At 69.9% G+C, this 22,362-nt stretch carries 18 protein-coding genes and 1 riboswitch; of the genes, 2 read left to right on the forward strand and 16 right to left on the reverse strand.

All coding sequences use genetic code 11. The features are described 5' to 3' along the window. Window positions 1-87: 87 nt before the first annotated feature. From IEY33_RS17190 to IEY33_RS17235, 10 genes are all read right to left on the reverse strand, one after another. Window positions 88-396, reverse strand: a complete 309-nt coding sequence (locus tag IEY33_RS17190) for an IS1/IS1595 family N-terminal zinc-binding domain-containing protein (RefSeq protein WP_188964526.1) — start codon at window positions 394-396, stop codon at window positions 88-90. A 141-nt stretch (window positions 397-537) separates the two neighbouring features. After that, the gene (gene ribH, locus IEY33_RS17195) at window positions 538-1,002 is read right to left on the reverse strand and encodes a 6,7-dimethyl-8-ribityllumazine synthase (protein WP_188964527.1); all 465 of its coding nucleotides are present in this window, start codon (window positions 1,000-1,002) and stop codon (window positions 538-540) included. A gap of 62 nt (window positions 1,003-1,064) precedes the next feature. Further along, entirely contained in the window at window positions 1,065-2,270 is a 1,206-nt protein-coding gene (locus IEY33_RS17200) for a bifunctional 3,4-dihydroxy-2-butanone-4-phosphate synthase/GTP cyclohydrolase II (protein WP_188964528.1), read from the reverse strand. Continuing rightward, window positions 2,267-2,923, reverse strand: a complete 657-nt coding sequence (locus tag IEY33_RS17205) for a riboflavin synthase (RefSeq protein WP_188964529.1) — start codon at window positions 2,921-2,923, stop codon at window positions 2,267-2,269. Before IEY33_RS17205 ends, IEY33_RS17200 begins: the two co-directional genes overlap by 4 nt. Window positions 2,924-2,982: 59 nt before the next feature. Further along, window positions 2,983-4,023 (reverse strand): bifunctional diaminohydroxyphosphoribosylaminopyrimidine deaminase/5-amino-6-(5-phosphoribosylamino)uracil reductase RibD, encoded by a 1,041-nt coding sequence (gene ribD, locus IEY33_RS17210; RefSeq protein WP_188964568.1) that lies wholly within the window; start codon window positions 4,021-4,023, stop codon window positions 2,983-2,985. A gap of 97 nt (window positions 4,024-4,120) precedes the next feature. Continuing rightward, a riboswitch (FMN riboswitch) is annotated at window positions 4,121-4,332 on the reverse strand. Window positions 4,333-4,424: 92 nt separating this feature from the next. Further along, entirely contained in the window at window positions 4,425-5,165 is a 741-nt protein-coding gene (locus IEY33_RS17215) for a Sir2 family NAD-dependent protein deacetylase (protein WP_188964530.1), read from the reverse strand. Between the two features lie 187 nt (window positions 5,166-5,352). Next, entirely contained in the window at window positions 5,353-5,871 is a 519-nt protein-coding gene (locus IEY33_RS17220; RefSeq protein ID WP_188964531.1) for an RNA 2'-phosphotransferase, read from the reverse strand. A gap of 325 nt (window positions 5,872-6,196) precedes the next feature. After that, complete coding sequence (locus IEY33_RS17225; RefSeq protein WP_188964532.1) at window positions 6,197-6,904, reverse strand: PIG-L family deacetylase; 708 nt, start codon at window positions 6,902-6,904, stop codon at window positions 6,197-6,199. 132 nt (window positions 6,905-7,036) lie between these two features. After that, window positions 7,037-8,305: a 2-oxoglutarate dehydrogenase complex dihydrolipoyllysine-residue succinyltransferase gene (gene odhB, locus IEY33_RS17230; RefSeq protein ID WP_188964533.1), complete on the reverse strand. Its 1,269-nt coding sequence runs from the start codon at window positions 8,303-8,305 to the stop codon at window positions 7,037-7,039. Window positions 8,306-8,422: 117 nt separating this feature from the next. Next, window positions 8,423-11,248, reverse strand: a complete 2,826-nt coding sequence (locus IEY33_RS17235) for a 2-oxoglutarate dehydrogenase E1 component (protein WP_373288139.1) — start codon at window positions 11,246-11,248, stop codon at window positions 8,423-8,425. Window positions 11,249-11,524: 276 nt separating this feature from the next. Between IEY33_RS17235 and IEY33_RS17240 the strand changes: the two genes are divergently transcribed. Beyond that, complete coding sequence (locus IEY33_RS17240; RefSeq protein ID WP_188964535.1) at window positions 11,525-12,241, forward strand: response regulator; 717 nt, start codon at window positions 11,525-11,527, stop codon at window positions 12,239-12,241. A 67-nt stretch (window positions 12,242-12,308) separates the two neighbouring features. Here IEY33_RS17240 and IEY33_RS17245 read toward each other — a convergent pair whose 3' ends face one another. The 5 genes from IEY33_RS17245 to IEY33_RS17265 all read right to left on the reverse strand — a co-directional run bounded on the left by IEY33_RS17245 (window position 12,309) and on the right by IEY33_RS17265 (window position 17,991). Then, window positions 12,309-13,013: a succinate dehydrogenase iron-sulfur subunit gene (locus tag IEY33_RS17245; RefSeq protein ID WP_188964536.1), complete on the reverse strand. Its 705-nt coding sequence runs from the start codon at window positions 13,011-13,013 to the stop codon at window positions 12,309-12,311. 60 nt (window positions 13,014-13,073) lie between these two features. Next, window positions 13,074-14,819, reverse strand: a complete 1,746-nt coding sequence (sdhA, locus tag IEY33_RS17250; protein WP_188964537.1) for a succinate dehydrogenase flavoprotein subunit — start codon at window positions 14,817-14,819, stop codon at window positions 13,074-13,076. A 13-nt stretch (window positions 14,820-14,832) separates the two neighbouring features. After that, the gene (locus IEY33_RS17255) at window positions 14,833-15,213 is read right to left on the reverse strand and encodes a succinate dehydrogenase hydrophobic membrane anchor subunit (protein WP_188964538.1); all 381 of its coding nucleotides are present in this window, start codon (window positions 15,211-15,213) and stop codon (window positions 14,833-14,835) included. A 1-nt stretch (window position 15,214) separates the two neighbouring features. Then, window positions 15,215-15,571 carry a succinate dehydrogenase, cytochrome b556 subunit gene (sdhC, locus tag IEY33_RS17260; protein WP_188964539.1) on the reverse strand — a complete coding sequence of 119 codons (357 nt, stop codon included), beginning with the start codon at window positions 15,569-15,571 and terminating at the stop codon, window positions 15,215-15,217. A 305-nt stretch (window positions 15,572-15,876) separates the two neighbouring features. Then, entirely contained in the window at window positions 15,877-17,991 is a 2,115-nt protein-coding gene (locus IEY33_RS17265) for a protein kinase domain-containing protein (protein WP_188964569.1), read from the reverse strand. A 239-nt stretch (window positions 17,992-18,230) separates the two neighbouring features. Here IEY33_RS17265 and IEY33_RS17270 point away from each other — a divergent pair, with 239 nt between their 5' ends. Further along, window positions 18,231-20,123, forward strand: a complete 1,893-nt coding sequence (locus IEY33_RS17270) for a hypothetical protein (protein ID WP_188964540.1) — start codon at window positions 18,231-18,233, stop codon at window positions 20,121-20,123. On the opposite strand, the gene IEY33_RS17275 is transcribed toward IEY33_RS17270, so the two are convergent. Further along, window positions 20,098-22,200, reverse strand: coding sequence for a prolyl oligopeptidase family serine peptidase (locus IEY33_RS17275; RefSeq protein WP_188964541.1), 2,103 nt, complete (start codon window positions 22,198-22,200; stop codon window positions 20,098-20,100). The genes IEY33_RS17270 and IEY33_RS17275 overlap by 26 nt on opposite strands. Window positions 22,201-22,362 lie beyond the last annotated feature (162 nt).

The raw sequence follows: 22,362 nt of genomic DNA on the forward strand, positions 1-22,362 counted from the left end.
GCCAGATCCAGCGCTGCTTTGTCTGCTTGGTCACAAAGGTGCATAGTTCGTCGCACTCCAGCACCAGCGACGCTGGTGCTGGAGTGCTCACGTTTTTGACGACATCACCTCCAACGGATCGATGCGGTGTGGGACGCTGTTGACCAGGGTTTTCAGGTGTCTGCGGAACCAGGAGCGGCTGACGCCGACCACCCGGCAGATCCCCCGGTGGGAGATCCGTTCGGATAACATTCGGTCGACCAGAGCGACGGTTTCAGGTGAAATCGGGGGTCGGGTATGGTCGAGCGTGAACTGATACTTGCAGATACGGCACAGGTAACGCTGCTTGCCGGTGTGGGCATGGCCGTTTTTGACGATGCGGACGGCGCCGCAATGCGGACACGTAAGCTCGTTCATGGTTCATTGAACCACTGTCGTGCCCAAGAGTCCACGACCACAGCCCTCATACGCTTGACCTGCCGTGCATACCGGGGTATCCTGTTTCTATCACCGTCCTTCAGGGGCGGTTTTTTCGTTCCTGCCGTCCGCCCACGCGGGTCAGCCGATCTGACGCAGCAGATTCACCGTCTCGATCATCGCCAGGACCGCCTCCGCGCCCTTGTTCCCGGCCTTGATCCCGGCGCGGTTCAGGGCCTGCTCGACCGTGTCGGTCGTCAGCACCCCGAACGCCACCGGGACGCCCGTATGCAGGCTGGTGTTCAGGATGCCAGTCGCCGCGCCGCCCGCCACGAAATCGTAGTGGTCCGTGTCGCCCTTGATGACGGCCCCCAGGCAGACCACGGCGTCGTACCTGCCGGACTCCGCGAGTTTCCGAGCGATCAGCGGCACCTCGTAACTGCCGGGCGCGAGGTAGTGATTGAGGTTCTCCGTCCGTCCGCCGTGCTGCACGAACGCCAGCTCCGCGCCCTCCACCAGCCGGTCCACGATCAGGTGATTCCAGCGGGTGCTGACGACGGCGAACTTCAGGTCGGTGGCGAGCAGGTTGGCTTCAATTCGGTTCATGGTGGGTCTCCTTGAGGATGAAAGGGATGGTGGGGAGGGCGGCTCCGAGGCCCCCAGGCCGCTCAGTCGCCGCGGCCGTCCGTGCCGAGGTGACCGAGTTTGGCGGCCTTGGTGCTGAGGTACGCGGCGTTGTGGGCGTTGCGCCCGGCGTGCAGGGGCACGCGCTCGACGACTTCCAGGCCGAAGCCGCCCAGACTGTGCAGTTTGCGGGGGTTATTGGTCAGGACGCGCAGTTGCCGTGCGCCGAGCAGGTGCAGCATCTGCGCGCCGATGCCGAAGTCGCGGGCGTCGGCGGGAAAACCCAGTTGCAGGTTCGCCTCGACGGTGTCCGCGCCACCGTCCTGAAGGTGGTAGGCGCGGATCTTGTTCAGCAGGCCGATGCCGCGCCCCTCCTGGCGGAGGTACACGAGGACGCCGCGGCCCTCGGCGGCGATGGCCTGCATGGCGGCGTCGCGTTGCGGGCCGCAGTCGCAGCGCAGGCTGTGGAAGCCGTCCCCGGTGAGGCACTCGCTGTGCACGCGCACCAGGAGGGGGTCGGGGGTGACGTCGCCCATGACGAGCGCGACGTGTTCCGCGCCGCTGAGGGTGTCCTCGAAACCGACGAGGCGGAACTCGCCGTGTTCGGTCGGCAGCCGGGCTTCCGCCACAAGTTGCATGAAGGGGTCGTGTTCCATGCGGTACGCGATGAGGGCCTCGATGCTGCCGACCTTCAGCCCGTGCCGCTCCCCGAAGGTGAGGAGGTCCGGGAGGCGGCTCATCTCGCCGTCGTCCCCCATGATCTCGCAGATCACACCGACCGGCGCGAAGCCCGCCAGTCGCGCGAGGTCGCAGCCGGCCTCGGTGTGCCCGGCGCGGCGCAGCACTCCGCCAGGCCGCGCGACGAGCGGGAAGATGTGGCCCGGACGGCGGAAGTCCGTGGGCCTCGCCGCGTCGTCCATCAGGGCGGCGATGGTGGCGGCGCGGTCGAAGGCGCTGATGCCGGTGCTGTTGCTCACGTGGTCCACACTGACGGTGAATGCCGTGCCGTTCGGGTCGGTGCTGCTGCCCACCATGGGGGTCAGGTCCAGCGCCCGGGCTCGGTCGGGCGTGAGGGTCACGCAGATCAGGCCGCGTCCCTCGCGCGCCATGAAGTTCACCCATTCGGGCGTGGCCGTGGCGGCGGGCATCAGCAGGTCGCCCTCGTTCTCGCGGTGCTCGTCATCCACGAGGATCACGGGCCGCCCCGCGCGCAGTTCCGCGAGCAGTTCGGGGATGGAGGCGAGCGTCATGCCGTCACCTCCTGACCGGGCTGTTCGGGTGTCCAGTCGCGCATCAGGATCAGGCGCTCGACGTACTTGGCCATCTGGTCCGCCTCCAGATTCACCTGCGTGCCCGCCGCCCAGGTGTGCAGCGTGGTGACCTCCAGGGTGTGCGGCACGAGCCACAGCGTGAACTCGTCCGGGCGCAGGTCGGCGCGGCTGCCTGCGGGGCCGCCCGCGTCCACGACGGTCAGGCTCACGCCGTCCACGGTGACGCTGCCCTTCGGCACGAGGTAGCGGGCGAGGTGCGGCGCGGCACGCACCGTCATGGTGTACGCGCCGGGCTGGGCGTCCACGCGCAGGACCGTGCCCACGCCGTCCACGTGCCCGCTCACGACGTGCCCGCCGAAACGGGCCTGGGCGGTCATGGCGCGCTCCAGATTCACCTTCGTGCCCTCCCGCCAGTGCGGGGCAGTTTTGGCGAGCGTCTCGCGGCTGAGGTCCACGGTGAAGCCCGCCGCGTCCCAGGTGGTCACGGTCAGGCAGGTGCCGTTCACGGCGATGCTCTCGCCCAGTTCCACGTCCGCCCACATGCGCGCGGGCTGGATGGTGACGGTCAGGTTCCCCTCGTTCTCTGTGGTGCGGGCAATGACGCCCACCTGTTCGATGATTCCAGTAAACATGTGTTGACCTCGGGTGGAGGCAGGGGCGCACTCGCCCCCCCTCCACGGTGTATGAAGGTTCAGACGCGCGGGATGTCGTGCAGCAGGCCGGTGATCAGGACGTCCGGGCCGAGCGGTTCGACGGTGACTTCGTGCAATTCCTGCGCCTCGTGCATGGGCCGCGCCGGGGCGGTCAGGGGGCTGAGGCCCGCGCCGAGAAGTTTCGTGGACACGAACACCCTGACCTCGTCCACCAGTCCCTGCGCGAGGAAGGCACTCAGGAGGGTCGGGCCGCCCTCCAGCAGCATGCTGCTGACGCCCAGGCCCGCCAGGCCGCTCAGGGCGTCGGCGGGCGTGCCGGCGCGCAGCACGGTGATCCCGGCCGCCTCGTGCGCGGAGGCGTCGCTGTCGGGAGTGGTCACGAGGACGGCCCCGTCACGCCACGCGCGGGCCTGCGGGCGGCTGGCGGCGCGGCGGTCGAACACCACCGGGCGCGGGTCACGACCCCCCGGCACGCCGCGCGTGGTCAGGGCCGGGTCGTCCAGGCCCAGCGTGCCGCTGCCGACCGCGATGGCATCCAGTTCGTCACGCCAGCGCATGGTGTGCTCGCGGGCCTGCGGGCCGCTGACCGCACCGTTCCCCTCGCGCAGCGCCGCCACCTTGCCGTCGAGGGTCATGGCGTACTTCGCCACCACCCACGGGCGGCCCCGCACGATCAGGCTGCGGAAGCCCGCCTGCTGCCGCTCGGCCTGGGCTTCCAGCACGCCGACCGTGACCTCAATCCCTGCCTCGCGGAGCCTCTGCACGCCGCGCCCCGCCACCAGCGGGTTCGGGTCGAGCGCCGCCACGACCACCCGCCGCACGCCCGCTGCGATCAGCGCGTCCGCGCAGGGCGGCGTCCGACCGTGATGACTGCACGGTTCCAGCGTCACGTAAGCGGTGGCCCCGCGCGCCCGCTCGCCCGCGCCTTGCAGGGCGAACACCTCCGCGTGCGGCTCACCGGCCCTCGGGTGGAAGCCTCGGCCCACCAATTCATCACCTTGCACGATCACGCAGCCCACGGGGGGATTCGGCGCCGTGCGGCCCAGTCCTCCGGCAGCCTGCTCCAGCGCGAGCGTCATGAACCGCTCGTCCACCGGCAGTGCCGCCGCCACCCCTGCGGGTGGAGCATTCACTTCATACATGGTCTGTCGCCGCCCGCCGGGGGGGCAGGCAGCGTTCCTCCTTCTCTCATCCGGACTCTGACCGTCGGCTCTGGAATCCCACCAGATCGGGCCTGCGCGTGGTGCAGTCTGCGCGGGCTTCGCGGGCTGAGTCGGTTCAGCAGGGCGAGGCTTCTGCTCGCTCCGCCCGGGTGACGCGGGACGACCCGCGCCGCCTGAAGCGACATCACCGCCGGTAGGGAATTTCACCCCGCCCCGAAGGAAGCGGCCCACCCCCGGAGGAGCGGGCCACCCTGAAGGTATCAGCCCAGCAGGCCGCAGGTGTGGGAGAAATCAGACACCCGCCGGGGGACAGCCGGTCAGCCCTCGCCCAGCAGTGCCGCGAGGCCGCGTGACGCGACGTCGCGCACGCAGTGCGTCATCTGCCAGGAGATGTCCGTCTCGACGGGGTTGATCTCGATGGCGATCCCGCCGCGCTGAAGCGTCTCGGCGGCCAGTCCGGCGGCCGGGTACACGGCGCCACTCGTGCCGATGACCAGCGCGACCTCGGCGGCCGCGAAGGCGTCTGCGGCGGCTTCCAGGGCGGCTTCCGGCAGGTACTCCCCGAACCACACGACGTTGGGCCGCATGCGGTTCCCGAGCGGCGAGGTGGGCGGCGTGACCAGTTCGGCGGGCGCGGCGAGCGGGAACACGTCGCCCGTCACCTCGTCCCGCGCACTGAGGAGATTGCCGTGCAGTTCCACCATGCGCCCCCCACCCTGGCCGCTCCCGGCGCGGGCGTGCAGGCCGTCCACGTTCTGCGTGGCGAGAAAGAAGCCCGCGCCCTTCTCGCGCTCCAGCCGGGCGAGCAGGTGGTGCGCGCCGTTCGGCTGGGCGGCCAGCACGTCCCGGTAGCGGCCCGCGTACCACTCCCACACCATCACGGGGTCGCGCCGGTAGGCGGGCGGGCTGGCGAGGTCCTCGGGCCGGAAGCGCGCCCAGTGGCCGGTCTGCGCGTCACGGAAGGTGGGGATGCCGCTCTCGGCACTGACACCCGCGCCGGTCAGCACGGCGACGCGGGAGGCGGCTTGCAGGGCGGCACGGGCAGCAGCGAGATCCATACCGTCAGGCTAGCGTGCGTCCCGCCCTGCCCGGACCACAGGTGATCGGGACGAGAAACGAAAAAACCGCCTTCTTCGGCGGTGATAAAAACAGGATACCCCGGTATGCACGGCCTGTCAATGCCCGCCAGACGGTCATGTTCACGCCGTGCTGGAGGGCATGCCCACACCGGGAAGGCGGGGGACGTTATGCATCCCCGTGAATGAAAGCGGGCGGCACGGTGTCCGTCAGCCACACGCCGTTCTCGCTGACCAGGAAGGCGTGCCCGGCGGCGTGCATCTCCCCTGCCCGGACGGTCAGGACGACGGGCGGGCCGCGCCGCGCACCCACGCGGCAGGCGGTGTCCGGGTCGGGCGAGAGGTGAACGTGGTGGCGGTTCATGGCGCGCAACCCCTCGGCGCGGATGGCGGCCAGGGCGCCCGCATGCGTGCCGTGGTACAGGAGTGCGGGGGGCGTGGCCGGGGTCAGTTGCAGATCGACGGGCACGCTGTGCCCCTGGTTGGCGCGGATGTGGTCGCCGCGCAGGCTGAAGCGCCCCTTGTCGCTGCCTGCCACGACCGCCTCGACCTGCGCGCGCGTGACGCTCAGGTGGATCAGCACGGGTGCGAGCGGCACCCACCCGCCGGGCGCGAGCGTCAGGCCCGCCTCGTGCGGGGCGTGGCGCAGCAGGTACGAGAGGCGTCTGGAGAGGGTGTGGTCGTTCATGCCTCCAGTGTGGGCGGCGTGCGGTGGGAGCGCATGGGCCGGACGGCGTACCGGGGCCGGGCCGTGTGGCGGAGGTGCGCGGTCCGTTTCCGGGGTCTGCGTTCTATGGTGTTGATCCGATGACAGAAATGCCGGTGCCGTTTCCAGAATCCTTTCCTGGGCAGATCAGTGCTCATGACGGGCACGGCTCCGCAGGAGGGGACGCCTGCCCGCTTCCTGGTCAGAACAGCGCCCATGAGGACGCTTGCCCGCTTCCGTCTCCTCCAGACCGGACCTGTTGGTGCTCGCAGCCGGGCGGCGACTTCGCGTTCCGCTCAGGTTGGGATTACAGGCTTTCGGGTTCGAGGAGCATCGGTTCGTCGCTCTCGAAGCCTTCGCAGTAGCGGCGGCGGCCGAGCGTGCCCCAGTACATCAGGCGGGCGCGGCGGCGTTCGACGACGTCCGGCGCGACCGTCTCGGAGATGGCCGCGCCCGTGAACTGGCTGGCGTGAGCGGCGATGGCGCGCTCCCAGTCCGGCAGGTGCGCTTCGACGTCCACGAGGACGTTGGCGTTGATGTCGGCGTTCCCCTGGTACATCAGGACGCGGCTGACCTTGTGGGGCGTGCCGGTCACGTCGGCCTTGGCGAGCGACGCGAGGTGCACGGCGCGCTTGCTGAGGTGGTACGCGCCGAAGTGGTCGGGGTGCCGGTCGCGGTGGTGCGGGACGACCAGCACGCGCGGACGCACCCAGCGCAGCGCCGTGGCGAGCGCGCGCGCCTGCTGCGGCGTGTCCATCAGGCCGCCGTCCGGGAGGCCCAGCTGGCCGCGCCACGTCAGCTGCAGGATGGCGGCGGCGGCGCGGCATTCCGCTTCGCGGGTGGCCGGGTCGCCCTGTGTGCCGCCCTCGCCCTGCGTGAGTTCCAGGATGCCGGTGGCGCGTCCGGCGTGCGCGAGGCGCAGCAGGGTGCCGCCCACGCCGATCTCGGCGTCGTCGGGGTGAGGGGCGAGGACCAGCCAGTCGAGAGGTTCGGGTCTGCCGTAGGTGGTGTACATCGTGGCCCACAGGGTACACCCGCGCCGGGTACGGGAACGCCGCCCGCACCGTGATCGGTGGGGCGGCGTGCGGGGCAGGCGGCGGCTTGGCTTCCGCCCGGCTGGCCTTCGGGCGGTCAGTTCAACCGGGGATCAGAGGTCGAGGAGGATGCGGGCGGGGTCCTCGAGGTAGTTCTTGATGGTCACGAGGAACTGCACGGCTTCCTTGCCGTCGATGATGCGGTGGTCGTAGCTGAGCGCGAGGTACATCATGGGCGCGATGACGACCTGCCCGTTCTGGGCGATGGGGCGCTCGATGATGTTGTGCATGCCCAGGATGGCGCTCTGCGGGGCGTTGATGATGGGAGTGCTCATCATGCTGCCGAAGGTGCCGCCGTTGGTGATGCTGAAGGTGCCGCCGCTCATGTCTTCCATGGTGAGCTTGCCGGCCTTGGCCTTCTGCGCGAAGCCGCTGATGGCCTTCTCGATGTCGGCGAGGCTGAGCTGGTCGGTGTCGCGCAGGATCGGGACGACGAGGCCGCGTTCGCTGGCGACGGCGATGCCCATGTCGTAGAACCCGTGGTACACGATGTCCTTGCCGTCGATGCTGGCGTTCACGGCGGGGAAGGCCTTGAGGGCCTCGGTGGCGGCGCGCACGAAGAGGCTCATGAAGCCGAGCTTGACGCCGTGTTTCGCCACGAAGAGGTCCTGGTACTTCTTGCGCAGGTCCATGGCAGGCTTCATGTTGACTTCGTTGAAGGTGGTGAGGATGGCGGCGGTGTTCTGCACGTCCTTGAGGCGTTCCGCGATGCGCTGGCGGATGCGGGTCATGGGGACGCGCTGCTCGGCGCGCGGGCCGCTCTGCACGGGGGCGGCGGGCGCGGCGGCAGGAGTGGAGGCCGGGGCCTGGGGGGCGGCGGGGGCGCTGGCGGCGGTCACGGCGTCCTGCTTGGTGATGTTGCCTTTGGGGCCGGTCGCGGGAATCTGCGACGCGTCGAGGTTGTTCTCGGCGACGACCTTGCGCACGGCGGGCGACAGGGCAGGGGCGTTGCCGCTGCTCTGCTGCGCCTGGGCGCTCTGGCTGCTGCTGTCGGGTTGCGCGGCGGTGCCGCCCGCCGTGCTCTCGCCCGCGACGGGGCCAGCGGCGGCGTCCTGCGCGGCGGCAGGAGCGGCGGGGGCAGCGGCGCCGGCCTCGCCGAGCACGCCGATCACCTGTTCGCTCAGGACGGTGTCGCCTTCCTGGGCGCTGACGCTGCTCAGGACGCCGTCCTGCAGGGCGGTCACTTCGAGGACGACCTTGTCGGTCTCGATCTCGGCGAGGACCTCGCCGCGCTTGACGCTGTCGCCGGGCTTCTTGTTCCAGGACAGCAGGGTGCCTTCACTCACGGATTCGGAAAAGACGGGGACGTTGATGTTCGGCATGCTTGGAGCTCCTTGGGGGGTGGGGTCAGGGCCGCGCCGTCGTGGCGGGGCGGGCGTGACCGGGCAGGCGTGAAGCCCGTGGCGGGCGGCTGCATGGCCGCACCACGGGCCTCACGGTCAGGACTGGGCGGTGGCTTCCTGCTGGACGGGGAGCGTCTGGACGGGGACCTTCTCGCCGAGCGCGGCGGTGATGACGGCCGCCTGCTCGCGGGCGTGCACCTGGGCGTACCCGGCGGCGGTGCTGGCGCTGGCGGAACGGCCCGCGTAGCGCAGCGTCTGGCCCGGCTGCAGGGATTCGCGCAGGCTGTCCTGGATCATCAGCCACGCGCCCTGGTTCTGCGGTTCCTCCTGCGCCCAGATCACTTCGGCGCCGGGGTGCTTCTGCAGTTCGGCTTCGAGGTGCTCGGCCGGGAAGGGGTACAGCTGTTCGAGGCGCACGAGGGCCACGTCGTCCTGCATGGCGGCCTTCTCGCGGGCCGTGTCGAGCTCCCAGTGGAGTTTGCCGCTGCTGATCACGACGCGTTTCAGGCCGCTGGGGCCGGTGTCGCCGATGACTTCGCAGAAGCGGCCGTCGGTGAGGTCGCTCAGGGGGCTCATGGCGGCCTTGTTGCGCAGCAGGCTCTTGGGGCTCATGACGATGAGCGGCTTGCGGTACGGGCGGATCATCTGGCGGCGCAGCAGGTGGAAGATCTGCGAGGCGCTGCTCGGCACCACGACCTGCATGTTCTTCTGCGCGCACAGCTGCAGGTAGCGTTCCAGGCGGGCGCTGCTGTGTTCGGGGCCCTGGCCCTCGTAGCCGTGCGGGAGGAGCAGGGTGAGGCCCGCGAGGCGCTGCCATTTGCTCTCACCGGCGGACACGAACTGGTCAATGACGCTCTGCGCGCCGTTCGCGAAGTCACCGAACTGCGCTTCCCAGATGACGAGCGAGTCGGGCGCGCTCGTGGCGTACCCGTACTCGAAGGCCATGACGGCCTCCTCGGAGAGGGTGCTGTCGATCACCTCGACGTGGCCCTGCTGCGGCGCGAGGTGCGCGAGCGGCATGAATTCCTCGCTGGCGGGGTCGGAGGCGTTCTGGTCGTGCAGCACGGCGTGACGGTGCACGAAGGTGCCGCGTCCGGCGTCCTGCCCGTCGAGGCGGACGTTGTAGCCTTCCATCAGCAGGGTGGCGTAGGCGAGCGTTTCGCCCATGCCCCAGTCGACGGGCGCCTGACCGTCGCCCATCTCGCGGCGGGCCTTGAGGACCTTGTCGACGGCGCGGTGCAGGCCGAAGCCTTCGGGCACCTCGGTGAGGCGCTCGGAGAGCTGCTTGAGGGTCGCGGCGGGCACGGCGGTGCGGGATTCCTCGGACCAGTGCGTGTCGAGGTACTTGCGCCAGTCGAGCGCGAGGGCGCTCTGCTCGTCGTTGCGGATCTCCTCGACCACGGATTCGCCCGCGTCGAGCCGGTCGCGGAAGCTGTCGACGAGTGCGTCGGCCTCACCGGCCTTCAGGACGCCCTGCGCTTCGAGGCGCTGGGCGTACAGGGCGCGCGTGCCGGGGTGCACCTTGATCTCGCGGTACATGATCGGCTGCGTCATGGTGGGGTCGTCGGACTCGTTGTGCCCGTGGCGGCGGAAGCAGATCAGGTCGATGAAGACGTCCTTGCCGAACTCCTGCCGGTAGCGGAGCGCGAGTTCGCCTGCGAAGGCGACCGCTTCGGGATCGTCACCGTTGACGTGCATGACGGGCGCGTTGCCGATCTTGGCGACGTCGGTGCAGTAGCGGCTGCTGCGCGTGTCGCGCGGGTCGCTGATCGTGAAGCCGATCTGGTTGTTGATGACGATGCGCACGGCGCCGCCCGTCGTGAAGCCGCGCAGGCGCGACAGGTTGATGGTCTCCATCACGACGCCCTGGCCGGACACGGCCGCGTCACCGTGGATGGTGATGGGCAGCACCTGCTTGCGTTCGGTGTCGTTGCGGCGGTCCTGGCGGGCACGGACGCTGCCGTGCACGACGGGCGACACGATCTCCAGGTGCGAGGGGTTGTACGCGAGCGCGAGGTGCATGGGGCCGCCGGGCGTCTGCACGTCGCTGCTGAAGCCCATGTGATACTTCACGTCGCCCGCCACGTCAGGGTCGTCCGAGAGGCGTTTCTTGCCTTCGAATTCCGCGAAGAGGTCGGCGGGCTTCTTGCCGAAGAGGTTCACGAGGACGTTCAGGCGGCCCCGGTGGGCCATGCCGATCACGGTTTCCTTGATGCCGAGTTCCCCGCCGAGCTGCACGATGCGGTCCATCAGCGGGATGAAGCTCTCGCCGCCCTCCAGCGAGAAGCGCTTCTGGCCGACGTACCGCTGCCCCAGGTAGCGTTCGAGGCCCTCGGCGGCGTTCAGCTTGCTGAGGATGCGGCGCTGCTGCGCCTCACTGAACTGCGGGCGGCCACCGACCGACTCGATGCGCTCCTGGAACCACTCGCGTTCGGTGGACGGCAGGTACGAGAACTCGTACCCGATGCTGCCGCAGTACGCGCCCTGCAGCTGGCCGATCACGTCGCGCAGCGTGCCCTGGAAGGGGCCTTCGTGCACCGTCTCGTTCAGGTCGGCGTCGGTCAGGCCGTAGTACTCGGGCGTGAGTTCCGGCACCTGCGCGGCGGGCCGGATGGTGAGGGGGTTCTTGTGGGCGGAGATGTGACCGTACACGCGGTACGCGCTCACCAGGGCGCTCGCCACCTGCTGCGCCGCCGACGCCTTGCCGGGCGCGGCCTGAGGCGCGGCCCGCGTGAGCCGCTGCTGCCCCAGCGCGAGGAAGCGCTGCTGTACCGGGCCGTGCGGGGTTTCCTGAATGCCGCCACGAAGCCCGTCGAAGTACGCCCGCCAGTCGTCAGCGACTGACGCGGGGTCCTGAAGGTAGGCTTCGTACAGCGCCTCGACGAAGGTGGCGCTGTCGTGGGACAATTCGGCGCCAGACATCACCGTGCTGTGTAGAGACTCGTCCATAGCTGCTCCAGCATACCCCTCCGGGCCAGCACGACAGCGCCGCGCCCCCCGATTCGTGAGCGCTGCCCCTCAGGGGGTGACACCTGCCAGGACGGCAGTGCGGGACGCCCACACCGGCCTTCACGGAACGTAAGAGTTGTGACAGCCCGCGTGCGCTTCACTGACGGGAGACCAGTCGGAGGGGGAAGCCACGCACACCGCAGCGCACCACAATGCAGGACGCCCGACGCGCCCGCCGTCACGCGGGCCGTGCAGGCACGGCAGTGGCGCGCCGTGATCGACGTGCTGCTGGTGGAGCCGGACGCGAGTCAGCGCACGACACTGGAACGCCTGCTGGAACGGCACGGGTACACGCCACGCAGCGCCGTGCGGGCGACGGACGCGGTCCGCAGCGTCCAGCGGCACCGTCCGGACGTGGTGCTCTGCGAGGTGCAGCTGCCGGACATGGACGGCCTGGCCCTGTGCCGGCAGCTGCGGATGTCCGCCCTGCCGGTCCTGCTGATGAGTGGCCAGTGGAGCGAACGGCTGCAGCGAGACAGCCGTGACGCGGGCGCACTGGACCTGCTCGGCAAACCGTTCTCCGAGACGCTGCTGCTCGCACGGCTCGCGCACCACCTGCGCCTGCCCGTCCCGCCGCCCGGACGGCAGCACACAGCACCCACCCTGCCCGCCGCGCTCATGAACCGGCCCGGCGTGCTGGGCGTCCTGCTGCTGGACGCGTCCGGCCACACCAGCGAACAGAGCGGCCAGGGCATCCCGGACGACCTGTACCGCCCCTTCCTGACGGCCGCCCGCCCGGACGGCGAGGAACTGCTGTGCCTGCAGCTGGAGTACGCGCGGCACTGCCTGCTCATCTACCGGCTGCATGCCACGCAGGACGCGACGCTGGTGTGCCTGCTGCAGAACAGCAGTTACGCGAGCCTCGTCAAGTACCACCTGCGCGCCTCACCCTCCACCCGGACGTGAGCCAGCAACACGCGCGGCCCGCCTGGATATCCAGGCGGGCCGCGCGTGCCGGGGTGGGAAGCGGGCGTTACTGCGTGTACATCACGGCGCGCTTGACTTCCTCGATCAGCTGCGTGATCGGGATGTCGCGCGGGCACGCTTCGGTGCAGTTGTACGCGGTGCGGCAGCGCCACACGCCGGTGTTCTGGTTGAGGACCGCCATGCGGGCCTGCGCGCCGTGGTCGCGGCTGTCGAAGATGAAGCGGTGCGCCTGCACGATGGCGGCCGGACCGAGGTACGAGCCGTTCACCCAGTAGATGGGGCAGCTGGTGGTGCAGCACGCGCACAGGATGCAGTTGCTGCCGTGGTCCATGTGCTCGGCCGCTTCAGGCGACTGGATGCGTTCCGTGACGGGCGGCGCGTCGTCGTTGATGAACCAGGGCATCACGGCGCGGTACGCGTCGAAGAAGGGGTCCATGTCGACGAGCAGGTCCTTCTCGACCTTCAGGCCACGGATCGGTTCGACGGTGATGCTGCCGCCGTCCTTGACGACGTCCTGCAGCAGCGTCTTGCAGGCGAGGCGGTTGCGGCCGTTGATGAGCATGGCGTCGCTGCCGCAGATGCCGTGCGCGCAGGAGCGGCGGAACGTGAGGGTGCTGTCCGTGTACCACTTGACGTTGTTGAGGACGTCGAGGACGCGGTCGCCGGGCTCGGCCTCGACCGGGTAGACCTCCCAGTGGCTCTTCTTGTCCTTTTCAGGGTCGAAGCGGAGAATCTTGACGTTGATTTTCATGGGGTTCCTTTGGGAATGCCCGTCCCGGCCGCCCGCGTGGCGGGGGCCGGTGGCGGAAGCTCAGTAGACGCGCGGCTTGGGTTCGAAGGCGCGGGTGTAGCCCTTCAGGGCGACGGGCTTGTACCCGATGCGCACCTCGCCGTTCTCGCCCTTGTAGGCCATGGTGTGTTTGAGCCACTGCTCGTCGTTGCGGGCGTGGAAGTCCTCGCGGTCGTGCGCGCCGCGCGACTCGGTGCGGTTGAGCGCGCTGGCGGTCATGGCCTCGGCGCAGTCGAGCATGAAGCCGAGTTCCAGCGTCTCGATCAGTTCGCTGTTGTAGCGGGTGCTGGGGTCCGAGACCGACACCTGGTTGTAACGGGCGCGCAGGTCCTTCAGGATATCGACCTGCTTCTGCATGTCGGGGCCGTTCCTGAAGATGCCGACGTTGTCCATCATGGTCGCCTGCAGTTCCTTGCGGATGCGGGCGGCGTTCTCGCTGCCGCCGTTGTCCTTGACGCGGGCCACGAGTTCACGCGAGTACAGATCGGCGCCTTCCGGCATGTCGGGCATGTCGGCGGTCTTCGCGTACTTGCTGGCGAACATGCCGGCGCGGCGCCCGAAGACGATCAGGTCGCCCAATGAATTGGTGCCCAGGCGGTTCGCGCCGTGCAGGGACACGCAGGCCACCTCGCCCGCCGCGTACAGGCCTTCGACCAGGTCACCCTGGTCGTTGGCGATGCATTCGGCGTCGATGGTGGTGGGGATGCCGCCCATGGCGTAGTGCGCGGTCGGCTGGATCGGCACGAGGTCCGTGACGGGGTCCAGGCCCAGGTACGTGCGGCTCAGGTCGGTGATCTCGCTGAGTTTCGTCTCGATCACGTCTTTCGGCAGGTGCGTCAGGTCGATGTAGATGGCGTCCTTGTCGGGGCCGACGCCGCGTCCCTCGCGGATCTCGGTGATGATGGCGCGGCTGACCATGTCGCGCGGCGCGAGGTCCTTGATGGTGGGCGCGTAGCGTTCCATGAAGCGCTCGCCGTCCTTGTTGCGCAGGATGCCGCCCTCGCCGCGCACGCCCTCGGTGATGAGGATGCCGAGCTTGGTGAGGCCCGTCGGGTGGAACTGGTAGAACTCCATGTCTTCCAGTGGGAGGCCCTTGCGGTAGTAGATGCTCATCAGGTCGCCGGACAGCGTGAGGGCGTTGCTGGTGATCTTGAAGATGCGGCCGTACCCGCCCGACGCGAGAATGACCGACTTGGCCTGGAAGGTGTGGATCTCGCCGGTCGCGAGTTCGTACGCGACGACGCCGCAGCAGCGGCCGTTCTCGATGATCAGGTCGAGGACGTGGAACTCGTTGAAGAAGGTGGTGCCCGCCTTGACGTTCTGCTGGTACAGGGTCTGCAGGATCATGTGCCCGGTGCGGTCCTTGGCGTAGCAGCTGCGTTCCACGGCGGCCTTGCCGAACTCGCGGGTGTGACCGCCGAACTTGCGCTGCGCGATCTTGCCTTCAGGCGTGCGGGAGAAGGGCAGGCCCATGTGTTCCAGCTCGTACACGGCCTCGATGACGTCCTTGCTGAACACCTCGGCGGCGTCCTGGTCGGTCAGGTAGTCGCCACCCTTGATGGTGTCGAACATGTGCCATTCCCAGTGGTCCTCGGCGATGTTGCCGAGCGCGGCACCCACACCGCCCTGCGCCGCGCCGGTGTGCGAGCGCGTCGGGTAGAGTTTGCTGATCACGGCGACCGACACGTCGCCCTTCGCGGCGTACAGGGCGGCCATGAGTCCCGCGCCGCCCGCGCCTACCACCAAAACATCGTATTTATGATGCATATCGAACCTCAGGCTAGCGGATGCTGAACAGTCCAACCGTACCCAGCACCAGAATGATGCCGACCACGGAGAAGAACACGCCCTTCACCCAGAAGCGGTTGGGGCGGCTGCGGACGTAGTCCTCGATGCTGTAGCGGGCGCCGTTCACGCCGTGCAGCATGGCGAGTACCAGGATCAGCCAGTCGTAGAACTTCCAGGCGGGGTTGCTGAGCTTGCTGACGACCGCGTCGAAGGTCGCGTCGCTCTCGCTGACCTGCACGAAGGTCATGTAGATGTGCCCCAGGATCAGGAACACCAGCAGCAGGCCGCTGATGCGCATGAAGATCCACCACGTCAGTTCGTTGTTGCCGCTCGCCTGGGCGCGCGCGTCCGTGAGTGTCTTGGCCTTGATCATGTCAGACTCCCGCCAGAATGCGCGGCACGACCATGTACGCCACGTACAGCATGACGACGAGGGTCAGGGCCATCACGCCGTACCACATCTGACGCTGGTACGCGATGCCCTTGCCGGTGAAATCCATGACGATGATCCGCAGGCCGTTGAGCGAGTGGTACACCACGCCCGCCGTCACGAAGATCAGGCCCACGCGGAACAGCCAGAAGTCGTACAGGCGGTGCACGGCCATGTAGGGGTCCTCGCCGAACACGAACAGCGAGATGCTGACCACGTGCAACAGCAGGTAAAACAGAATCGCCAGTCCGGACAGGCGGTGAAGCAAGAATGCCCACTGCCCCTCTCTGCCTCGGTACATATCGTCATTGCCTCCTTGAGAGAATCCAGTCTCTGTGAACATCCAGCGGCTTCCGGCGCGGTCCCGGGCCACGTCGCGTGCGGGAGATCCCGGACGCACGGGCAGACACTCCGGCCTTGCAGGGACCACACCAGGAACCCTTGACCCTGAGCAGAATATCACCGGGCTGCCATCTTCCCCCGGGTGGGCCGCACCGTCAGAGTGCAGCCGGTGTCACTGTCCGGGTCACGCGTCCCGCCCGGCATGCGGTATGCGCGCGGCCCGGCACGCACTTCACGCGCGTGCCGGGCCGCAGGAAGGGCCGGTCAGTTGAGGGTGGTGAGGGTGTGCGCGCCGGGCCGCAGGGGCGTGCCGTTCCCGTGGCCGCCGTCCAGTGCCGGTGCAGGGCCGCTCGCGTGCGGGCGGGGCAGCAGCGCGACGGCCTGCACGGGCGCGTACATGTCGGCGCTCGTGAGGAGGTCACCGACGGAGTTGTACGTGCGGAGCACCTGGCCGCCGCGCCGCACGGCGTAGATCTGCCCTTCGGGCGTGACCTGCAGCAGCCACGGCGCGTCGTTCGGTTCGCCGACCAGCGTGTCGAGCGGGAAGGTCAGACCGGGCGTGCCGTCCGCCTCGATCTTGCGGAGTTTGCTGGCCGCACCGTCCACGATGTACACCGCGCCGTGCACGTCCACGCCCAGGCCGTCCAGCGGGCGGAGGGTGTCGCTGTTGCGGTCCTGACGGAAGGCGTAACGGGAGATGTACTGCCCTTCGGGCGTGAAGCGCTGCACCTCGCGGCTGCCGCTGTCCAGCACGTGAATGTCACCTGCGGGCGCGGCCGCGAGGAGTTTCGGGGCCTCGAACCGGCCCTGGCCGGGACCGCGCCCGCCGAAGCGGCGCACGAAGCTCCCGTCGCTGCTGAACACCACGACGTGGAAGGCTTCGGCGTCGAGGACGTACACGCGGTCGTCCTGCACCGCGATGCTGATCGGCTGCAGCAGTTCGTCCTCGCCGAGGCCGTACGCGCCGAAGCTCAGGAGTTCGGTGCCGTCCGGGCCGAGCTTGCGGATCAGGGCGCCGCTCTTGCCCTGCCGGTACTCCAGCATGCTGAGGTACAGGTTGCCGTCCGGGTCGCTGCACAGCGCGTTCGGGACGGAGGGGAGCGCGCCGGGACCCTGGATGTCGCGCAGCGAGACGCGCAGTTTGCCGCTCAGGTCCAGCAGGCGCAGCGCGCCGCGTTTCTCCTGCAGGCTGATGGCGAGCGCCATGGGGTCCTCGAACTGCTCGTCGCTGAGGACGCCCGCGTCGATCCGCGCGATGACCTCGTCGAGGGTGGGGCGGCTGGCGGGGTCCTTCTCGATCATGCTGAGGATCAGGTCGTTGAGCTTGCCGGGCACTTCCAGCCGGATCTGGCGGGGCGGTTTGGGAGACTCGAACACCTGCTGGTGCACGACCGCCTCGTAGCTGCCTTTGAAGGCCGTCTGGCCGGACACCATCTCGTACGCGAGCAGGCCGAGCGAGTACACGTCGCTGCGGGCGTCCACGCGGTTGCCTTTGGCCTGTTCGGGCGCCATGTAGATGGGCGTGCCGACGCGGGCGCCCGTCATGGTGAGGCGCGTGAGGACCTTGCCGACCGCGATGCCGAAGTCCATGAGTTTCACGCCGCCCTCGCGGAGCTTGCCGTCCACGAAGGCGCCGCGCAGCAGCATGACGTTGGCGGGCTTGATGTCGCGGTGCACGACGTTCTGCGCATGAATGTGGCGCAGCGCGTCGCTGAGCGTCCGGATGACCTGCACGCTCTCCGAGAAGCTCATCTGGCGTTCCTCCAGCACGGCCTCCAGGCTCTCGCCGTCCAGAAACTCCATCGCGATGTAGTGCTCGGCGCCCTGCGCCTTGTAGTCGTACACGCGGACGATGCTGGCGTGCGAGAAGCGCTTGAGGACTTCCGCCTCGCGGTAGAAGCGTTTCACGAACTTGGCGTCCGCGAGGTACTTCTCCTGCGGGACCTTGAGGGCCACGATGCGGTTGTCGTTCTTGCGGCGCGCGCGGTACACGCTGCCCATGCCGCCCACCCCGATGCGGTCCAGCACGTCGTAATCCTGAAAACGCAGGTCGAAGCCCGTCTGGGTGGTGCTGGGGTGCTTGTTCGTGAGGGTGGGTTTGGCGGTGCGCTGCACGCGCAGCGGCTGGCGGCGGGTGGGGCGGCCGCCCGCGCGGACCACGTCCTCCTGGTCCTGACTGAAGCGGACCCAAGCACCGGTCGCGAGGACGGCCGTGACGGCCAGCACGCCCCAGGCGCGGTCGAGGCCACCCAGCACGGCGAGCGAGACGGCGAGCAGGGCGGCGAGGCCCGCGACGGCGATCGCCGTGATCCGTTCCGGAGGACGGATGAGGAGCAGCAGGGCCACCACGAAGATGGCGATGAGCAGCAGCAGGTTCAGCAGGTTCAGGGGGACCTCCGGGATGCGCGTACAGGCCCCTGACCCCAGAGGACCGGGGTCGGGCGACTCTGGCCCGGCAGCACGCGACACGTCATGGCTCAGGTTATACCGTGCCCCCCGTCACGAGACCCTGACAAGCCCCCTGCGGCGCACCGAGGCCCTGCGGGGCGCAGCCCACCCACCCGGTCGGGGGCGGCCGGGTCGTCCGGGCGGGCTGCCCACGACCTATACTGACGGCAATGACGCCCACGGACGTGCCCGCCCCCGAGTCTTCCCACTGGCCGACGCGGGAGGGCGAGTCGTACTGGGCGGAACTGGTGGAACTGTTCGAGTACAAGGTGGGCGACCTGCTGGCGGGCCGCACGCCGCGCGGCGGGAAGCGCTCGCTGGGCGACCTGCGCGAGGTGCTGCTGAACGCGCCGCTGGAGGGCGCGCTGCGGCGCCGGTTCGGGCACACGGACCGCGTGTGGAAGGCGCACCGGCGGCAGTCCGCGCCGCAGCCGGCACCCGAGCCCGTCACGGCGTGGGGGTCGGGCGAGGCTTCGGGCATGCAGGCGGCGGGCGGCAGCGAGCACCTGTTGCAGACGGAACTGCTGTCGCTGGAGGGCCTGCGTTCCGCCGTGTGGCGCGAGAACGTGCGGGCGCAGGCGCGCACGCAGGCGCACCTGTGGCTGCGTGAGGCGGAACTCGTGACGCTGCGCTGCGCGTACGCCCTGACCGTGAACCTGGAGCGCGGCGAGACGAGCATGTCCGTTCCGCGCGCCGGGGACCCGCTGGCGTCGCTGTCCACGCCGAGCGTCGCGGAACGCATCGTGCTGGGACTCGCGGACCAGGTGTGCGCGGCGTTCCTGGACCCGGCGTCGCTGCTGCCGGGCGCGCGGCAGCAGGCGCTGCTGCGGCTGCGGCGGGCCGTGACGGAACTCAGCCAGAATCCCTTCCCGCGCCACCCGGACCAGGACGTGATGGACGCGCGCGTGCAGGCGGCCGAACGCGAGCACCTGCCGCCCGACCTGACGCGCACCCTGATCGAGGGCATCCGCGCGGAGGTCGGGCCGCCCCGCACGGCCCGCGAACGGCTGGGCATCCGGGAAGCGGCCGAGCGGCTCACGGCGTTCATCGAGAGCATCATTCCGGGGTCCGAGGCGGGCTTCGGGCCGGAACTGCCGCCCCTGCCGCGCGCCCTGTACGCCGCCACCCCGAGGTTCTCGCTGAGCACCCCGGACGACGGGAACTCGGTGCTGTGCATCCGCCTGAGCGGGCACAGCATGGCGATGTGGCGCGGCCTGCCGCTGCGCTGGAAGCGGGCCGGGGAGGGCTGGCTCGTCGCGATCGGGCCGCTGGAGTACCGCCTGACGTCCCGCGTCCGGCCCGGCCATCCGGACCCGGACGCGGCGGCCATCACGGTCATGCTGGGCGACGTGAGCGGTCAGGCGCTGCTGTACACCGATTACCTGTACCTCGTGGCCCGCCCGAACGACAAGGGCCTGCTGGAACTGCTGACGCTGGCGCGCGCGGTGTCGCTGCTGCTCGACCCGAGCGGCGCGTACCTGAACCTGCGGCTTGCGCGGGCCGCCGCGCAACGCTACCGGGACGGCCGGATCGACGCGAGCAGCGTGAACGTCCTGAGCGCCGAACGGTACGGAGCGGCGTCGCCGGACGCCCTGCTGACCTTCGCGCGCAAGGGCGTGGAGGGCCTGCTGGTCCGGATGCGGCAGCGTTCCGCGCAGGACAACGACGCGGTGTTCCGCGCGGCGGACGAGGCGGTCGAGGCGGGAGAAACGCGCACACAGGCCGTCATGAAGAGCCTGCGGCGCGTCCTGAACCCCGCCACCCGCCCGGAAAGCGATCCGGGCAGCACGCCGCGCCCCGTGACGGAACTGGGGCACATGCGGGTCGGCGGGCCGGGCGAACTGGTGGTGCTGGAGTTCACGGGCGAACCGATCACCATCGAGGTGATGGCGCGCGTGGTGACGCTCCGCCTGGACTACAAGGGCGACCTGGCCGTGATCCTGCCGGGCGCGCCCGCCGCGCTGCTGCGGGAACTGCTGGTGCTGGACATCGCGGCGGGCGGGATCCTGCTGGTGCGGCAGGGCGGGCGGATCGTGGTCAGTTACGAGCCGCACCTGCGCTGACCCGCCCGTCTCCCCGGCCCTCCCCGAGGGCCGCGAGCAGGAAGGCGTACATGTCGGCCTTCTCCTCGATCACGAGGCGTGCGGGCTTCCCGGCCCCGTGTCCGGCGCGCGTCTGCACGCTCAGCAGGACGGGGGCGGGACCCTGCTGGTCGTGCTGCAGTTGCGCCGCGAACTTGTAGCTGTGGGCGGGGACGACGCGGTCGTCGTGGTCGCCGGTCGTGACGAGCGTGGCGGGGTAGCGGGCGGGCGTCAGGGTGTGCAGCGGGCTGTATCGGCGCAGCACCTCGAAGCCGTCGGGGGTGTCGCTGCTGCCGTAGTCGCTCGTCCACGCCCAGCCGATCGTGAAGTGCTGGAAGCGCAGCATGTCCATCACGCCGACGTGTGCGACGGCCGCGGCGATCAGGTCGGGGCGCTGCACGAGGGTCGCGCCGACGAGCAGGCCGCCGTTGCTGCCGCCCTCGATGCCGAGCTGGGCGGGCGTGGTGTACCCGCGGGCGTGCAGGTGCTCGGCGCACGCGGCGAAGTCGTCGAAGACGTTCTGTTTGCGGGCGTGTGTGCCGGCCTCGTGCCACTCGCGGCCGTACTCGCCGCCGCCGCGCAGGTTCGCCACGGCGAGCAGTGCGCCGCGTTCCAGCCACGCGAGGCGCGACACCTCGAAGCTGGGCGTGAGCGAGATGTCGAAGCCGCCGTACCCGTACAGGAGGGTGGGGGCGGGCGGGCCGTCCAGCGCGTCGGTGCGGCCCACGATGAACATCGGGACGCGGGTGCCGTCGCGGCTGAGTGCGAATTCCTGCCGGACCTCGTACCCGGCGAGGTCGAGGCCCAGGTCCGGCTGCCACAGCAGGTGCAGGGCGGCGTCCGTCAGGTCGAGGCGGTACGTGGCGGTGGGCGTGAGGAATCCGGTGAGGCCCACGAAGACCTCGCTGCTCGTGGCGTGCCCGTCCAGGGCCTGCACGGTGCCCAGGCCGGGCAGCGGGACGGGCCGCGCGTGCGCGCCGTCCCGGTCCACGAGCGTCAGGCGGCTCGACGCGTCCTGCAGGGTGTGCAGCACGAAGCCGTCCGGTACGGTCAGGACGTCGCCCAGCAGGTCCGGGCCTTCCGGCAGCAGTTCGCGGCGCTCGCCGGTGCGGACGTTCCAGCTGAGCAGGCGGCCCCTGGGGGCGTCCTCGTCGGTGTGGACGTACAGGTCGTCGCCGTCGCTGCCGACCACGCGGAAGGACGCGCGGAAGTCCGGGACGAGCAGCGTGAAGGCCCCGCCGTCCAGCGGGTCCTGCAGGGAGCGCACCCACAGCTGGTTGCGGCGGGCGGTGCCGCGCGTCACGGTCACGATCAGGAGGCGGCCGTCGTCGGTGACCTGCGTGCCGAACCCCCATTCCGGCTGGTCGGGGCGGTGCAGGACGACCTCGTCGTGCGCGGGGTCGGTGTGCAGGCGGTGCAGCGTGACGCGGGGCGCGTCGGTGGTGGCGGTGTACGCTTCGCCGCTGGCGGGCGGGGCGTAGCGGTTGTACAGGAAGCCGCTGCTGTCCGGCAGCCAGGTCGCGCCGCTGAACTTGCCGTGCGGGAGGCGTTCGGGCAGGTCCGTGCCGGTCTGCACGTCGCGCACGCGCCACTCGTGCCAGTCGCTGCCGCCGCTGCTGAGCGCGTACGCGAGCCAGCGTCCGTCGCGGCTGACGGAGAGGGCGTTCAGGGCGACCGTGCCGTCGTCGCTGAAGGTGGCGGGGTCCAGCAGCACGCGCGCCTCCTGCCCGTCCGACTGGTCCGAGACGTACAGCACGTTCTGGTCCTGAAGGCCGTCGTTCCGGAACTGGAAGTACTGCCCGCCGCGCTCCCAGAGGGGCTGGCGGCGCGCGTGGTTCCACAGGCCCGTCAGGCGCTCCTGCAGGGCCGCGCGGGGCGGGAGGGGGTCCAGGGCGGCGCGCGTGCGGGCGTTCTGCGCGTCCACGAAGGCGCGCGTCTCGGCGCTGTTCGGGTCCTCCAGCCAGCGGTACGGGTCCCGGACGGTGTGCCCGTGGTACGTGTCGGCGTGGTCGCTGCGGCGGGCCGGGACGTCCGGCACGGGCGGGAAGGGGGTCGGCATGGCTCAGGCTACGTCAGGCGGCGGCCGGTGCGGGCGACAGGCGTGGACCGTGAACGCTCACGGCCCCTCATGTTCAACCCGGTACAACATCCTCAGGAGGAGGCGCTAAGATACCCGCGTCTACACCCTGTACAGGCCCCCCACGTTCCGCGCACGGAGCGG

The organism is Deinococcus aquiradiocola (genome assembly GCF_014646915.1).
In the GTDB taxonomy this organism is placed as follows: Bacteria; Deinococcota; Deinococci; order Deinococcales; family Deinococcaceae; genus Deinococcus; species Deinococcus aquiradiocola.